We start from the raw sequence: 14,706 nt of genomic DNA, 5'->3' as shown, positions 1-14,706 counted from the left end.
CGAGACAGCATCTGCGCTGTCGAGACTGTGCGTCTTCCGCGCGGTCTCGACGGTACGGATGCTGTTTCGCGTTGAAGGGGGTCGGGCTTCTAGCGTGGAAGGACCGCAAACGAAAGGAGCACCGTGGATCAGGACCTCTGGGAGCAGTGGCTCGCGTGGGGCGTCGTCCTCGCGATCCTCATCGGCATCGCAATCGTCATCGCGTTCGTCACAACCTTCGTGCTCGTCCTCATCGGGCGCCGCAAGACCTGGCCGCACGCACTGTCGACGCGCACGCGCTGGCCCTTCCGCACCACCCTGCTGCTGATCGCGCTGCTCGGCTCGACCGCAGCGCTGCCGGTGGAGACCGACATCCGCGGCGGCATCCAGCACGGCCTCGCGATCGCGATCATCGTCGCCGGGGCGTGGCTGCTCGCGAACCTGTTCCTCTTCTTCGTCGACAGCGGCACGCAGCGCTACCGCCTCGCCGAGACCGACACGTTCTCGGCCCGCAAGATCCGCACCCAACTGCAGATCGTTCGGCGACTCGTGATCGTCGTGATCGTGGTGCTCGCCGCCGGCGCGATCCTCATGACCTTCGACGCGGTGCGTGCCGTCGGGGCGAGCGTGCTGGCATCCGCCGGCATCGCGTCGATCGTCGCCGGTCTTGCTGCCCAGTCGCTGCTCGGCAACCTCTTCGCCGGGGTGCAGTTGGCCTTCAGCGAGGCGATCCGTGTCGGTGACGTCGTCGTCGTGCAGGGCGAGTTCGGCACGATCAACGAGATCACCCTCAGCTACGTCGTACTGCAGCTGTGGGATCAGCGCACCCTCGTGTTGCCGTGCACGTACTTCACGACGACGCCGTTCGAGAACTGGACGAAACTCGGCCGCGCCCTGCTCGGCACGGTCTACTTCGACCTGGACTGGCGGGTGCCGGTCGATCGCATGCGCGAGCAGCTCGACCGCATCCTCGAAGGCACCCCGCTGTGGGACGGTCAGTCGGCGAGCATTTCGGTGACGGATGCCGTGGGCGGTCAGCTGCAGGTGCGCGTCGTCGTCTCGGCGAGCGACTCGAGCGCCCTGTGGGACCTGCGCTGCCTGGTGCGCGAGCAGCTCGCCGACTGGGTGCGCCGTGAGGCCCCCGAGGGGCTGCCGCTGCAGCGAGTCGCCTTCGACGCCCCGACCGCCGTGCCATCCCCGGTGCCGTCTCCGGTGCCGGCTCCCGGCTCGACCGAGGAGTGAGCGCCCTGTTGCGCGCGTAACTCCTCACTTTCGCGGCCTGCACCCCCGGATCCGGGCCGTTTTCGCCTCGGCCGCGCGAAAACTCAGGAGTTCCGCACGGGCGACCGAGGCAACCCGCCCGATTGCTTCACGTGAAACGGCCGGCCCCGCAGGTGCGGGACCGGCCGTCGGGGCGGATGCCGCTCAGCGGCGAACCGTCACCTCGGAGTGGGTGGAGTACACCCCGGCCACGCAGTGGGTGCAGGAGTGGACGGCGACGCGATTCGGCGGGCTCGACGAGTTCGTGCTGGAGGGCCCGATGGATGACCCGGTGCGCGCGCAGGAGGTGCTCGATCTGCTCACGGCGAGCCTCGGCGACGGCGGCTTCTCGGTGACCGCGGCCACCGCCACGTTCCAGTACGAGACGGCTGCCGGAACAATGCGGGGCATGGTCGAAGCGGTCACATTCGGCAACGCCCAGGCCTGGAATGCTGTGGCGCAGGGACTCTCAACGGCGGGCGACCCGCGTGCGCTGACTTCGACGGCGGCGCCGGGCGCGAGAGCACCCGACTCAGTTGAACAAGAACCGGGTGAGGATGCCGCTCTGGGTGAGTATCCAGAACAGGCCGAACCCGACGACGGCGATGATCGGCACCCAACGGACGCGCCGTTGCAGGCGCTGGCCCTGCTTGGCCACGCCTCGAGGTGGTGTGAAGGATTCGACGGGTGCTGCGAAGGGCAGCGCCTGTGCGCCGCCGTCGGCGGCGTGGACGGGCTGCGGCTGCGGGAACGCCTGCGCGGCGGCCTGCGCGGCGAGGCGTTCGTCGCGCCAGCGTTCCCACTGTGCGAGTTTGTCGAGCAGGGCGCCGACGACGGAGAACAGCCAGTTCCACATGTTGGGGTCGAGCGTCGAGAAGTCGCGCTTGGCGTAGAGGAACAGCCAGTCGTCGACGATTTCGATGTCGAGGGCGGCTGCGTTGTCGATGAACCGGGCCATGATGTCGGGCGTGAACAAGTAGAGCGCGTCGCGTTCGTACCCCTGAGGGCAGTACAGGTGGAAGTACTTGTCGAAGTCGCCTTCGAGGCTGAGGCGCTGGTCTTTGTCGAATGCGGCGGGCAGGTTCGAGCTGCCGAACAGGCCGTTGTTGCCGACGGCGTCGAGCACGATGTGCGGCAGCGGTGACGACAGGTGCACGCCGACGTAGCCCCACTTGTGGGTGGTCTTGTTCTTGCCTGAGCCGGTCGTGTACCGGTAGTTGCCGAACTCGACGAGGCGGGGTTCGGATCCGCGGAGGATGTCGGTGGCCTGGCGCGAACTGCCGAGGCTGAAGATCATGCCGGGCAGCGGCGGGTTCGAGGCGGTCGGGTACCAGGTCATGCCATTGGCCTTGGCGAAGCGGTCGAAGCGGTACCAGTTCTCGCCCGAGCGGCGCATCGCGGTGATGACGAGGGCGGTGATGCCGCCGACGATCGTCAGCATCACGACGACGGGCACGATCGATCCGATCACTGCGGTGGCGCCGAGGCCGGGTTCGCTGAACGAGGTGGCGAGGGCACCGAAGATGCCGAACAGCACGCTGCTGAACATGAACAGGAAGACGATCCCGATCACGATGAACACGACGATGCCACCCGTGAGCGAGCCGCCGGGCGCGCGGCCTTCTGCGATGAGCTGCTTCTTGTAGGCCTTGACGGTGGCCCGGTCGACGGGTTCGGTCAGCGGTCGCGCGTCGAACGGGTACGTGCGCGGTGCGGTCGGGTTCGTCATGCGTTCACCTCGTCGGAGAAATACGTCAGGGTCGTGCCCTCGCCGATAGGCAACGCTTCGATGCCGTCGGCGGCGCACAGCGACTGCACGAGGGCGGTGCTGCCGCCGACGATCGTGGAGTCGTAATCGACTTCGGTGACCCAGACCCAGGCGCGGTCGGCGGGCCACACGATGCTCGGTGCGTGCGCCGACGGATCGAAGCCGTGTTCTTCGGCGGGCCGGTCTCGCCATGGCGCGTCGAGCACCCAGTCTGGGGCGGCGAGCTCGTCGATGCCGCCGCGGAAGAGGACGTGAGGACGTCCGGGCAGATCGAAACGCGGTCCTTCCGAGACCTCACGGGAGAGGATGCCGTCCTGCCACGTCTTGCGACGGAACACGTCGTTGAAGACGTCGCGCGTGGCAGCGCCGAGCATGCGGTTGTGCTTCGCGAGGTCGTCGTCGTAGCGGTCGCCGATCTGCAGGAACGCGCGCGACGGGCTGTGCCCCAGGTGCCCGACGAGCCCGCCGATGCCCTCCCATTGCGCGATGTGACCCTCGGTCGGTGCCGTCGTGTGCTCACGCAGGATGCCGGCGAGGCGGGCGACGAGGCCGGGGTCCATGTCGCCTTCGGGTGGCGCGTTGTATTCGCGGCCATCCGGCCCGATGACCTGCTGCCAGCCGTTCGCGTCGCCCAGCGGGTCACCCGGGCTGCGGACGAGACGGTTCCATTGCGCACCGGCGTGGAACGTCGTGCCGAAGGCCGCAGCGGTCTGCGCCCACGTGACCGCACTGGTCACCATGCGGTCGAAGAGGGCTTCATGCTGGTGCCACGGCATCTCGCGCACCTCGTCGGGCGCCGGCATCCGCTCGCCGGGAAGTTCGGTGACGGATGCCGGATGGAACACGCGCGCGTAGGCCTCGAAGCCGCGCGGGACGACGTCGTGCATCGTGCCGAGCCAGGGGTCGTCGAGGCGTTCGCGCAGCCACTCCCCGACGCTCGTGTCGGGTTCCCATTCCATGCGGGCCACGCTACCGGGCCGTCGCGTCGCGAAGAGAAATCCTTTGTCCTCGCTGTGTCCCCCATTTGGGGGACAAGGGGGTAGACTCGACACCGGCGGCGTTGCAGAGCGTACTGCTCTCGCGCCGTCCTTCTTGCGCTCGACCGCGTGACCCGGGGCACCCTGCACCCCCTGCGACGCTCCGGTCCGTGGTCGAGCGCGAGTCGGCTTTCGCGCCGCCGGGGACCCGAACCCCGGCGGCGCGACGTCGTTCGCGCGCCGATTCGGCCGCGTCGGCGGTGAGCCGTGGCATCCGCTAGACTGTTGTGGTTGTCTGCCTCCGGCATGCCCGGTCGGCGACACGTGCATCAACCCTCCTGCTGTCGGGAAACGCCCGGCAGCCGTTCAAGTCCGAAGGAGGTGGGTTAGTGACGCACACGCACCAGTACGAACTCATGGTCATCCTTGACCCCGAGGTCGACGAGCGCCAGGTCGCTCCCAAGCTCGACGGTTTTCTGAAGGTCATCACCGCAGATGGTGGCTCGATCGAGAACGTCGACGTGTGGGGCAAGCGCCGTCTCGCGTACGAGATCCAGAAGAAGAATGAGGGCATCTACGCCGTCGTCAATTTCACCGCCACGAGCGAGGCCACGCACGAGCTCGACCGTCAGCTCAAGCTGAACGAGCAGATCATGCGTACCAAGGTCCTCCGTGCCGAGGAGGCGATCGCTCAGGTCGCCGCCGAGAAGGAGCGCGCTGAGGCCAAGGCCGCCCGCAAGGCCGCGAAGGCGTAATCGCGATGGCCGGCGAGACGATCATCACCGTCGTGGGGAACCTCACGGCCGACCCCGAGCTGCGGTACACGCAGAACGGACTGCCGGTCGCGAACTTCACGATCGCATCGACGCCCCGCAATTTCGACCGTCAGGCGAACGAGTGGAAGGACGGCGAAGCGCTGTTCCTCCGCGCGTCGGTCTGGCGGGAGTTCGCAGAGCACGTGGCAGGTTCGATGACGAAGGGCATGCGGGTCATCGCGACCGGCCGCCTGAAGCAGCGCTCCTACCAGGACCGTGACGGCAACAACCGCACGGCCATCGAGCTCGAGGTCGATGAGATCGGTCCTTCGCTGCGCTACGCCACCGCCCAGGTGACGCGCGCCGCTTCCGGCGGTGGCGGCAACTTCGGCGGAGGCCAGCAGGCCGCGCGCCCGCAGCAGGGTCAGCAGGACGAGCCGTGGTCGACCCCCGGTTCGGCAGCACCCGACGCGTGGAGCGCCCCCGGCGCCAGCTACGGCGACGACACGCCCTTTTGAGTCGGGGCGGGTCAATGCCGCGCAGCGGCGTTGATGCGACCGCGACGCAAGGTTGAGTAGCCGCCGAAGGCGGCGTATCGAAACCCAAGATCACAGGAAGCCGGCACGACCGGCATCCACAACTTCGTACTAAGGACAAACAATGGCTGGAAAGGCTACCGGCGATCGCCGCAAGCCGCGGAAGGGCGCGAAGAACGCTGCCCCCGCGAAGGCGATCCGCGTCGGCGTCATCGACTACAAGGATGTCGCCACCCTTCGCAAGTTCATCTCGGAGCGCGGCAAGATCCGTGCCCGTCGTATCACCGGTGTCTCGGTGCAGGAGCAGCGTCTGATCGCCAAGGCGATCAAGAACGCCCGCGAAATGGCGCTCCTGCCTTACGCCGGCGCTGGCCGCTGAGGAGCACCGACATGGCAAAGCTGATTCTCACGAACGAGGTCGCCGGGCTCGGAAGCGCCGGTGACGTCATCGAGGTCAAGAACGGGTACGCCCGCAACTACCTCATCCCCCAGGGCTTCGCTGTGGCCTGGACCCGCGGTGGCGAGAAGCAGGTGGCGTCGATCCGCGCCGCCCGCGAGGCACGCGCGATCCACGACCACGAAGACGCTGTGGCGCTCAAGGACAAGCTCGAGGGCGATAAGGTTCGCCTCGAGGTGACCGCGGGCAAGGAAGGCCGCCTGTTCGGCTCGGTCAAGACCGCTGACGTCGTCGACGCGGTCAAGGCTGCCGGCATCGGTGAGCTCGACAAGCGCAAGATCACCTTCCCGTCGCCCATCAAGTCGGTCGGTGACCACGAGGCCGTCGTCCGCCTGCGCGACGACGTGACCGCCGTGATCACCCTCCAGGTGGTCGCCGCCAAGTAATCGGATGCCGCCCAGGCACTCCTCACTCCGGTGATCGAGTGCCGAGCAGGCGCTCCTCACTCCGATGATCGAGTGCCGCCGCAGGCGGTGTATCGAGATCAGATGCCCCGGACCTCCACGGTCCGGGGCATCTGTCGTTCCGGCGCGCCGCTCACGGTGACGGCGGGTGGATGCTCCGCGGTTGGCGGTGTGGCGTCCGGCGTCAGACGGTGAGCCCGACACGATCGCGGCCGGCATGTACGACCTGCTGCACAACCGCATGTTCGCCGACCCGGCGTTCCCCGAACCAGACACCGTCGACGGGCCACTCCACGACACCGACCGAATCGCATACCTGCACGGGCATATAGCAGCGGTGGCGCGGGCTCGAGCGGCAGGCGTCGACGTTGCCGGATACACGGCATGGTCGCTGGTCGACAACTTCGAGTGGGCCGAGGGGTACACGCAGCGCCTCGGGCTCGTGCACGTCGACCACGCGACCGGCGGCCAGGGAAGGGTTGCCGCCCGCTGGTTCACGCTCTTCACGACCGCATGGCTCGTCGTTTCGGTGCTCGGGGCCGCGCTGTACGCCGCGGTGCGTGAGGCCCAGGGAACTGGACTTGACAAAGTCGAAGTTCTCCCCAGTTGATACACACACCGCGAACCTTCAACACACACTTCAATCACATTCGTCATCCACAGCCTGTGAACGAAAGAATCCCAGGTCAAGCTGACTATAGATTTCTCCAATCCTTGTAGACTCGGGCGTTTTCCACAGGAGTTGTACACAGGCGTTCCGGCGTTTCGTGCAGATTCTCCACACAGTTATCCACAGGGTGGTTTGCGGCTGTCGCACCCCCTCCTTACCGTGTACTCCGGCTCGAAAACCCGGGATGCGAGTCAGAGTGGGGTGAGGCGCGCAATGTCGATTGCGGACATCGGAGAAGACCGGCTCGGGGGACCCCGCGAGCATGAGCGCACTCCGCCGCACGACCTGCTGGCCGAGCAGTCTGCGCTGGGCGGCATGCTGCTGTCGGGCGACGCGGTCGCCGATGTCATCGAGTCGCTGCGCGGCACCGACTTCTACGTGCCCAAGCACGAGCTGATCTTCGAGGCGATCCTCTCCCTCTACTCGCACGGCGAGCCCACCGACGTCGTCGCCGTCACCGACGAACTCATCAAGAACGGCGAACTGCAGCGTGCCGGCGGTGCCGACTACCTGCACTCGCTCACCTCGATCGTGCCGACGGCGGCCAACGCCGGCTACTACGCGTCGATCGTCAACGAGCGCGCCCTGCTGCGCCGGCTCGTCGAGGCCGGCACCCGCATCGTGCAGATGGGCTACAGCGGACAGGGTGAGGCGCTCGACCTCGTCAACAACGCGCAGGCCGAGATCTACGGCGTGACCGGTGCCGAGCAGACCGAGGACTACGTCCCGCTGCAGGTCGCCGTCGACACCGCCGTCGAAGAGATCGAGGCTGCACGCGGCCGCGATGGGCAGATGACCGGCATCCCAACCGGCTTCGCCGGGCTCGACCAGCTCACCAACGGTCTGCACGGCGGTCAGATGATCGTCGTCGCGGCGCGGCCGGCGATGGGCAAGTCAACGCTGGCTCTGGATTTCGCCCGCGCGGCGGCCATCAAACACAAGCAGCCGACGATTTTCTTCTCGCTCGAGATGGGGCGCAGCGAGATCGCGATGCGTCTGATGAGCGCCGAGGGTGCCGTGCCGCTGCAGAGCATGCGCAAGGGGTCGCTCGACTCGCGCGACTGGACGACGATCGCCGCGACCCGCGGAAAGATCAACGACGCACCGCTCTACATCGATGACAGCCCCAACATGACGCTCGTCGAGATTCGCGCGAAGTGCCGAAAACTCAAGCAGCGCGTGGGGTTGCGGATGGTCGTCATCGACTATCTGCAGCTGATGACCTCGGGCAAGCGCGTCGAGTCGCGCCAGCAAGAAGTCTCGGAGTTCTCGCGTGCCCTCAAGCTGCTCGCGAAAGAACTGCAGGTGCCGGTGATCGCGCTGTCACAGCTGAACCGTGGCCCCGAGCAGCGGCAAGACAAGAAGCCCGCCATCAGCGACCTGCGTGAATCGGGCTCGATCGAGCAGGACGCCGACATGGTCATCCTGCTGCACCGCGAAGCCGCCTACGACAAGGAAAGCCCCCGTGCAGGCGAGGCCGACCTGATCGTCGCCAAGCACCGAAACGGCCCCACCGACACGATCACGGTCGCCTTCCAGGGCCACTTCTCCCGCTTCACGGACATGGCGCAGGACTTCGGGTAGGTATTGTAGGTTCCACGTGAAGATGTCGGATTCCAGATCGAGATGTCGGCTAGTTGTTGCTGGCCATAACGTTGTGGTCACGTAGGAAGGTCGCGGCAGGAGGCTCCGCCTCTGCGCGCGTCATCTCGGATTGGCTACAGGTACCTGCAGACCTCGTCGGCGTTGCAGGTCTCGGGTTCGGGTTCTGCGGCTGCGTCGCGGAGGGCGGCAACGTTGTCGCGGAGGGAGACGAGATCCGAGATCTGGCGCTCAATGTCCTTCAGACGAACGTCTAGGAGGTCCCGGACGTGGCCGCAGGGAATCTCGCCTCCATCGCGGATGTCGAGGATCTGTTTGATCTGCGCGAGGGTAAGTCCGGCAGCCTGGCCGCGGTGGATGAAGTCGATCCGAGTCGCTGCTTCCGGATCGTAGTCGCGGTATCCCGACGCGGTGCGCTCGGCCGCGGGAAGCAGGCCCTGCTCCTCGTAGAACCGCAGGGTCTTGGCGGTGGTGCCGGCCGCCTCGGCGAGTTCGCCGATCCTCATCTGGGTCTCCGATGTGTCACAGGTCGCACTTGACCTTCCCCCGTACTGGAAGGTCCATTGTGGCTGCATCAAGAGCAATTCTCAAGACTCAGGGGAGGAATCGGGATGCAGTCCAGGTACGACCTTGCGATCATCGGATCGGGTGGCGCCGCGTTCGCCGCCGCCATCCGCGCGACCACGCTCGGCAAGTCGGTGGTGATGATCGAGCGCGGCACTTTCGGCGGCACGTGCGTGAACACCGGCTGCGTGCCGTCGAAGGCGCTCATCGCCGCCGCTGAGGCCCGCCAGACCGCTGCCGAGGCGGGCAACCGTTTCCCGGGGATCGCCACCACAGCGGACGACGTGGACATGCCCGCGCTGATCAGCAGCAAGCAGGACCTCGTCGAGGAACTTCGGGGTGAGAAGTACGTCGACGTCGCCGACGCCTACGGCTGGCAGATCCGCCACGGCGACGCTGCGTTCGCCGGCACGCCAGAAGCGCCCGTTCTTGAGGTCACCGCGACTGACGGTGCGGTCGAGACGATCGACGCTGATCACTACCTGGTCGCCACCGGCGCCAGCGCATGGGCCCCACCGATCGACGGTCTTGAGGAGGCCGGCTACCTGACCTCGACCACGGCGATGGAGTTGACCAAGGTTCCCGACTCGCTGCTGGTGCTCGGCGGCGGCTACGTCGCCTTGGAGCAGGCCCAACTGTTCGCCCGGCTCGGGTCGAAGGTCACCCTGCTGGTTCGTTCCCGGCTGGCGTCGAAGGAGGAGCCGGAGGTATCCAAGGCGCTGCAGGAGGTCTTCGCCGACGAGGGCATCCGCGTGGTCCGCCGTGCGGTCCCGACCCACGTTGCCCGTGACGACGTCAGGGGCCAGGTTGTTGTCACCGCTGACATCTCCGGCGGCGAGCAGGAATTCCACGCCGAACAGGTCCTCGTCGCCCTCGGCCGCCGACCGGTCACCGATGGGCTGAACCTCGATGCGGTGGAGGTGAAGACCGGCGACACGGGCGAGATCGTGGTCACCGACCAACTGCAGTCCTCCAACCCCCGGATCTGGGCAGCCGGCGACGTGACCGGGCACCCCGAGTTCGTCTACGTCGCCGCCCACCACGGCAACATGGTCGCTGAGAACACGTTCGCTGGCGCTGAGCGGTCGGTGGACCACAGCCGGCTGCCGCGGGTGACCTTCACCAGTCCGGCGATCGGCGCGGTCGGGATGACCGAGGCCCAGGTGCTCGCTGCCGGGATCCGCTGCGACTGCCGCGTCCTGCCGCTGGACTACGTGCCCCGGGCGCTGGTCAACCGCGACACCCGCGGCTTCATCAAGATCGTCGCCAACGCTGAGACCGGCGAGATCCTCGGCCTCACCGCCGTCGCCAAAGACGCCGGCGAGCTCGCCGCCGCCGGTGTCCACATTCTCGGCAAGACCGTCACCGAGGTCGCCGACGCATGGGCGCCCTACCTGACCATGACCGAAGGCATCCGGATCGCCGCCAAGGCCTTCACCACCGACATCTCCAAGCTGTCCTGCTGCGCGTGACCCGCAGCCGACAGCCTCCACCCGACTCATGAAGAAGGTACCGCCATGTCGGAGCTCACGACGCAACTGCCCGAACGACTCAACAACACCGAAGAGACCGGCCTTGACGCCGTCCTATTGATCCCGCTGCTGCGGCTGATCGTCGAGGGCGGCCCGGTCACCGTCGAGCAGTTCGCCGCGGCCGCCGGCCGTCCGGTCGACGACGTACGCACGGGTCTGGCCGCGGTGCCGGACACCGAGTACGACGACCAGGGCCGCATCATCGGCCAGGGCCTCACCCTGCGCCCCACCCCTCACCGGTTCACCGTGGCCGGTGAGGAGCTCTACACCTGGTGCGCCCTGGACACCCTGATCTTTCCGACCCTGCTCGAGCGCGCGGCGAGCGTGGAGTCGGTCTCCCCGACCAGCGGCGAGCCGATCCGGGTCACCATCGTGCCCCGCGCGGTCTAGGTCCGTGTGCGCACGGCAACACAGGCTTCGTCCGAGGGTCCGACCATACTGGCACTGTGCCTGCAGAGAACGAAGCTGATCGGATAGCGACCGACGTTGAATCTCAGCCGTCGGAGCAGCCGGCGCCGACGGTTGTCCTCCGCTCTCTTGCTCCCGAGTATGAGGAACCACACCACGCGGGCTATCTGCGGCATCTTGAGGATGCGATGAAGGACCCCAGGAATCGCAACATCGCACTCACAGGTCGATACGGTTCCGGAAAGTCCAGCGTGCTCGATCAGTTCGAACGCGCACACAAGGCCGATACTCTCCGAATCAGCATCAATACTCTCGGACCCGACGAGGACGACGAGGACCTCACCAACCGGATTCAGAAAGAGCTTGTCAAACAGCTCGTCTATCGTGCCGAGCCGGGGAAGCTCCGCCGTTCGCGGTTCGTGCGAAGCAGACCGCTCACCCGCTGGCGTGCGTTCTTCGAAGCGGTCGGGATCACAGCTGGAGGGCTGCTACTGCTCTGGCTGATAGGTCTCCGTCCGGGTGACAGTTGGTTCGGGGGCACCAGCAACCCGTTCTTGACACTCCTCTTGGGCGGGATATTCGTCGCTCTCGTCGTTGCGGTCGTGTGGGTGGTGCGGCTGGTCATCGGGGACCGCGTCGTTTCACAGGTCACGACAGCGGGGACGACGATCACCCTCGGCGATAAGCCGACCACGTACTTCGACGGCTATCTCGACGAGATCGTCGCCTTTTTCGACGCTGTTGAACCGAAGTACGTGATCTTTGAAGACCTCGATCGCTTCGACGATCCGCAGATCTTCGACTCTCTCCGTGAACTCAACACGTTGATCAACGCCTCTTCTCACTGGATCGGCAAGGATCATCCGCTTCGGTATATCTACGCGATCAAGGACAGCTTGTTTGAGAAGATCGGCACGGATCTCGACGAGAAGGATCCGGGATCGGACGACGAACCGTCGAAACCGACGACTGACCGGGAACGCAAGATTGATTTGGCCGCCGCGGCCGTGGAACGTGCGAACAGGACGAAGTTCTTTGAACTGGTGGTTCCCGTCGTGCCATTCATCTCCCATCGCAACGCTCGAGACCTCCTTGCAGGAGCGCTCACGAAGCTCGGCCTTCCGAAGGATCTCGTGACCCGGCCGCTCTTGGATCTCGTCGCGCGCCACACCACTGACATGAGGTTGCTGATCAACATCTGCAACGAGTTCGCGGTGTTCGCCGAGCAGCTCTACTGGACTGAGAATCGCGCACCAGGCATGACCCCGGACGACCTGTTCGCACTGGTCGCCTACAAGAACTTCCACCTCGCGGACTTCGAAGCAATCCCCCAGCGGGCGAGTGCTCTTGACGCGCTTGAGAACAGCCATCGAGGGCTCGTTCGGGCCACCATCGAGGAGCTACAGAAGAAGCGTCGCGAACTGATCCGGACGGAAGAGAAGCGACGCGTCCAAGACGAAACGGCGGCGACTCTCGGAGCACGCCTGTTACTCGTCAAGGACCTGGTGTCGGCTCGTACCTCATACGGCTATGCGGGAATCTACGTCCAAGGGCAAACCCGCGCGTTCGATGAGGTGACTTCCCCGACGTTCTGGCGGCACGTCTCAGAAGCAGGCACGCTGACGCTGACACCCGCCCGGCCGAACTACGAGAACAATGCCGTGATCATCGATGCCGCACAACTCACGTCCTTGTTCCCCGACAGCATGGACAGCGACGTTTGGCGCGACTCGAGTCCCGCAGAACTCACCCGTCAGGTGCGGCGATACGACGAGGACATTGCATCCCTACGCGGTGCGGATTTCAAGGACCTCGCTCACTACGAGAACATCGCTTCGGGCAAGACACCGTTCAAGGACACGATCACGAGCACGCTCGATTCCGAGCTCGCACGGGACCTCGTGCGTCGCGGATTCCTGACCCGGAATTACGCGGAGTACTCAGCTCGGTTCTACGGGAGCTTCATCGGCGTGGACGTCGCCTTCTTCTACAACCACAGCGTCCAGCCGAACCAGATGTACGTCGACTACTCATTCAAGACCGAGAATGCGGTGGCGAACCTGCTCGAACAAGTACCGGCAGACTTCACAAGTTCCGCCAGTGCGCTCAACCTGGAAGTGGTCTCGTACCTCCTGGGCAACGACTTGGCGGCGGCCAAAGAAGTGGTTGAGTTTGTCGTCGCCGATTTCAGCAAGGACGCTCAGACCTTCCTCGACGCGTTCATCAATTCGCCGACGACGCCACGCGAGAAGCTTGTCGCGCTGCTCGCCGAGCATCCATGGAGAGACCTCTTTCAGTACATCGCCACTCACTCTGGCATGCCCGACGAAGACACCCGGATCCGCCTCCTCGACGCGGCGCTGCTAAGCAGCAAGACGGCCGATGCCTATGATGTCGACGGTGAAGCTCTCTCACTACTCTCCAGTGAGTACGCGAATCTTGGTGGCGTTCGTGATCCCCAGTCTCCGGAGAGGACGGCGACGATCTACGGATTCCTCCAGTCCGCCAACATCCTCGTCGAGGATCTGGGTGTCCTCGGCGCACCGTTGCGAACGCGCGTCGTTGCTGGGGAGATGTATCAGATCTCGACGCCGAACCTGCAGCTTGCCCTGGAGATCACGACCACCCCCACAATTGACGAGGCGCGCAAGCACGAAGCGGTCTGGCATTACGTCAAGGAGAACATTGACGTATACCTAGGCACGCTCTTCGCATCTCAGCCTGACGCAGAGACCGTGACTGCCGAGGCTGTCCTTCAAGCCGTCATCTCGGAACAGCACGGCACGTGGAGCGATGAGCAACTCGCAAGAGTCATCGCGTCGAGCTCGCAGACAGCAGCGCTTGCCGATATCACTGATGTCCCACTTGACGCCTGGCCCCTTCTTGTTGCGGAGCGTCGTGTTATGCCCGCTGTCGCCAATGTGAATGAGTACGCCTCGGCGCACGGCATCGATCACGACCTCGTTCAGTTTCTCGTCGACGACGGAGAGGCCATTCCGCTGCAGGGTGTTGATGAGGTTGACGAAGACGACCGGCGCGCTCTCGCCGTGCTTGTCCTCAATGCCGGCGCACTTCTCCCGGCATCTGTTCGGGTAGGTCTTGCGATCCAGCTCGACCTACGTAACGGGGTTGACGCGGCTGCCCTGGCGCCAGCCGGCGACGATCTCTTGGCGAGGGCGCTAGAAGCCGGACTCGTTCCTGACGAGGCGTCGACGTTCGAGCACTTCTCCAGCGGCGGCTGGGCCTCCGTCGCAGCCGCATTCGCCGTATCGGAGAACGTCGAGACGTTCCTCACGCCAGCGCTCGTGTCGGGGTATGTCGCAGAGCTGGTTCGCAGCGCTGGCGTCCCGGAGGTCCTCCGCAACAGGGTTGCGGAGGAAGTCACTGCGTTCGTCCCGGATGACGAGGTCGAGCCGCTCCGGGCCGTGGGCGTCTACGCCGCGGAAAAGTGGATCAGGATTCCGCGCGAGCAGGTCAGCCGTATCGCGAGAGTCACCATGGACGCCAGCGCCGTGCTCCCGCATTTGGTTCGAGATCGAGATCTCAGCCCTGATCAATTGATCGAGACGATGGCATTCCTCGGGGCGCCATACAACGCGCTAACAAGCGGTCCGGGGGTGGAGTTCGACCTTCCGCCCGTTTCGTCAGCCAAGACCCTCCTGGAGCGTCTTGAGGGGGCCGGTCGCGTCGAGATATTCAGCCGCGGATGGGGAGCCGGGAAGGGTGTCCGTAACCGGATGTGATCCCGCGGACAAATCTAGCTGGCGGAAACTCCGGACAAACTGCTGGCGGAA

14 protein-coding genes are annotated in these 14,706 nt (G+C 65.5%); 10 read left to right on the top strand and 4 right to left on the bottom strand.

The window, feature by feature from the left end:
• The first annotated feature begins 123 nt into the window (after window positions 1–123).
• Complete coding sequence (locus ACSF8R_RS10955; protein ID WP_434811912.1) at window positions 124–1,221, top strand: mechanosensitive ion channel family protein; 1,098 nt, start codon at window positions 124–126, stop codon at window positions 1,219–1,221.
• A gap of 183 nt (window positions 1,222–1,404) precedes the next feature.
• On the opposite strand, the gene ACSF8R_RS10950 is transcribed toward ACSF8R_RS10955, so the two are convergent.
• The 3 genes from ACSF8R_RS10950 to ACSF8R_RS10940 all read right to left on the bottom strand — a co-directional run bounded on the left by ACSF8R_RS10950 (window position 1,405) and on the right by ACSF8R_RS10940 (window position 3,966).
• Window positions 1,405–1,650 (bottom strand): hypothetical protein, encoded by a 246-nt coding sequence (locus ACSF8R_RS10950; protein ID WP_434811911.1) that lies wholly within the window; start codon window positions 1,648–1,650, stop codon window positions 1,405–1,407.
• Between the two features lie 121 nt (window positions 1,651–1,771).
• Window positions 1,772–2,968: a hypothetical protein gene (locus ACSF8R_RS10945; RefSeq protein WP_434811910.1), complete on the bottom strand. Its 1,197-nt coding sequence runs from the start codon at window positions 2,966–2,968 to the stop codon at window positions 1,772–1,774.
• The gene (locus tag ACSF8R_RS10940) at window positions 2,965–3,966 is read right to left on the bottom strand and encodes a hypothetical protein (protein ID WP_434811909.1); all 1,002 of its coding nucleotides are present in this window, start codon (window positions 3,964–3,966) and stop codon (window positions 2,965–2,967) included. Before ACSF8R_RS10940 ends, ACSF8R_RS10945 begins: the two co-directional genes overlap by 4 nt.
• 434 nt (window positions 3,967–4,400) lie before the next feature.
• Here ACSF8R_RS10940 and rpsF point away from each other — a divergent pair, with 434 nt between their 5' ends.
• From rpsF to dnaB, 6 genes are all read left to right on the top strand, one after another.
• On the top strand, window positions 4,401–4,739 hold the full coding sequence (rpsF, locus tag ACSF8R_RS10935) for a 30S ribosomal protein S6 (protein WP_434812010.1): 339 nt from the start codon (window positions 4,401–4,403) through the stop codon (window positions 4,737–4,739).
• Between the two features lie 5 nt (window positions 4,740–4,744).
• Window positions 4,745–5,257, top strand: coding sequence for a single-stranded DNA-binding protein (locus ACSF8R_RS10930; protein ID WP_434811908.1), 513 nt, complete (start codon window positions 4,745–4,747; stop codon window positions 5,255–5,257).
• Between the two features lie 142 nt (window positions 5,258–5,399).
• A complete protein-coding gene (gene rpsR / locus ACSF8R_RS10925) occupies window positions 5,400–5,654 on the top strand; it encodes a 30S ribosomal protein S18 (RefSeq protein ID WP_005054609.1) in 255 nt (84 codons plus the stop codon).
• 11 nt (window positions 5,655–5,665) lie between these two features.
• Window positions 5,666–6,118 carry a 50S ribosomal protein L9 gene (gene rplI / locus ACSF8R_RS10920; protein ID WP_434811907.1) on the top strand — a complete coding sequence of 151 codons (453 nt, stop codon included), beginning with the start codon at window positions 5,666–5,668 and terminating at the stop codon, window positions 6,116–6,118.
• Between the two features lie 187 nt (window positions 6,119–6,305).
• Entirely contained in the window at window positions 6,306–6,746 is a 441-nt protein-coding gene (locus ACSF8R_RS10915; RefSeq protein WP_434812009.1) for a family 1 glycosylhydrolase, read from the top strand.
• A 273-nt stretch (window positions 6,747–7,019) separates the two neighbouring features.
• On the top strand, window positions 7,020–8,390 hold the full coding sequence (dnaB, locus tag ACSF8R_RS10910; protein WP_434811906.1) for a replicative DNA helicase: 1,371 nt from the start codon (window positions 7,020–7,022) through the stop codon (window positions 8,388–8,390).
• Window positions 8,391–8,524: 134 nt separating this feature from the next.
• Here dnaB and ACSF8R_RS10905 read toward each other — a convergent pair whose 3' ends face one another.
• Complete coding sequence (locus tag ACSF8R_RS10905) at window positions 8,525–8,914, bottom strand: heavy metal-responsive transcriptional regulator (RefSeq protein WP_040347802.1); 390 nt, start codon at window positions 8,912–8,914, stop codon at window positions 8,525–8,527.
• 105 nt (window positions 8,915–9,019) lie between these two features.
• On the opposite strand from ACSF8R_RS10905, the gene merA reads away from it, so the two are divergent.
• Genes merA through ACSF8R_RS10890 form a run of 3 tightly spaced genes read left to right on the top strand, consistent with a single transcriptional unit; the run spans window position 9,020 to window position 14,655 of the window.
• Entirely contained in the window at window positions 9,020–10,444 is a 1,425-nt protein-coding gene (gene merA, locus ACSF8R_RS10900; RefSeq protein ID WP_005882720.1) for a mercury(II) reductase, read from the top strand.
• A 45-nt stretch (window positions 10,445–10,489) separates the two neighbouring features.
• Window positions 10,490–10,894, top strand: coding sequence for an organomercurial lyase (gene merB / locus ACSF8R_RS10895; protein WP_434811905.1), 405 nt, complete (start codon window positions 10,490–10,492; stop codon window positions 10,892–10,894).
• A gap of 56 nt (window positions 10,895–10,950) precedes the next feature.
• Window positions 10,951–14,655 (top strand): hypothetical protein, encoded by a 3,705-nt coding sequence (locus tag ACSF8R_RS10890; protein WP_434811904.1) that lies wholly within the window; start codon window positions 10,951–10,953, stop codon window positions 14,653–14,655.
• Window positions 14,656–14,706: the final 51 nt, after the last annotated feature.

It is taken from the genome of Microbacterium sp. bgisy189, assembly GCF_965345345.1.
Lineage (GTDB): Bacteria > Actinomycetota > Actinomycetes > Actinomycetales > Microbacteriaceae > Microbacterium.
Note: the sequence above shows the minus strand (reverse complement) of the source record. Positions and strands in the feature narration are given on the sequence as shown.

What these genes read in the sequence shown, in the direction of transcription:
- ACSF8R_RS10945 (WP_434811910.1), bottom strand. Translation starts at nt 2,968, where the DNA reads ATGACGAACCCGACCGCACCGCGCACGTACCCGTTCGACGCGCGACCG.
- ACSF8R_RS10930 (WP_434811908.1), top strand. Translation starts at nt 4,745, where the DNA reads ATGGCCGGCGAGACGATCATCACCGTCGTGGGGAACCTCACGGCCGAC.
- ACSF8R_RS10905 (WP_040347802.1), bottom strand. Translation starts at nt 8,914, where the DNA reads ATGAGGATCGGCGAACTCGCCGAGGCGGCCGGCACCACCGCCAAGACC.
- dnaB (WP_434811906.1), top strand. Translation starts at nt 7,020, where the DNA reads ATGTCGATTGCGGACATCGGAGAAGACCGGCTCGGGGGACCCCGCGAG.
- merB (WP_434811905.1), top strand. Translation starts at nt 10,490, where the DNA reads ATGTCGGAGCTCACGACGCAACTGCCCGAACGACTCAACAACACCGAA.
- merA (WP_005882720.1), top strand. Translation starts at nt 9,020, where the DNA reads ATGCAGTCCAGGTACGACCTTGCGATCATCGGATCGGGTGGCGCCGCG.
- rplI (WP_434811907.1), top strand. Translation starts at nt 5,666, where the DNA reads ATGGCAAAGCTGATTCTCACGAACGAGGTCGCCGGGCTCGGAAGCGCC.
- ACSF8R_RS10940 (WP_434811909.1), bottom strand. Translation starts at nt 3,966, where the DNA reads ATGGAATGGGAACCCGACACGAGCGTCGGGGAGTGGCTGCGCGAACGC.
- rpsF (WP_434812010.1), top strand. Translation starts at nt 4,401, where the DNA reads ATGGTCATCCTTGACCCCGAGGTCGACGAGCGCCAGGTCGCTCCCAAG.
- rpsR (WP_005054609.1), top strand. Translation starts at nt 5,400, where the DNA reads ATGGCTGGAAAGGCTACCGGCGATCGCCGCAAGCCGCGGAAGGGCGCG.
- ACSF8R_RS10950 (WP_434811911.1), bottom strand. Translation starts at nt 1,650, where the DNA reads ATGCCCCGCATTGTTCCGGCAGCCGTCTCGTACTGGAACGTGGCGGTG.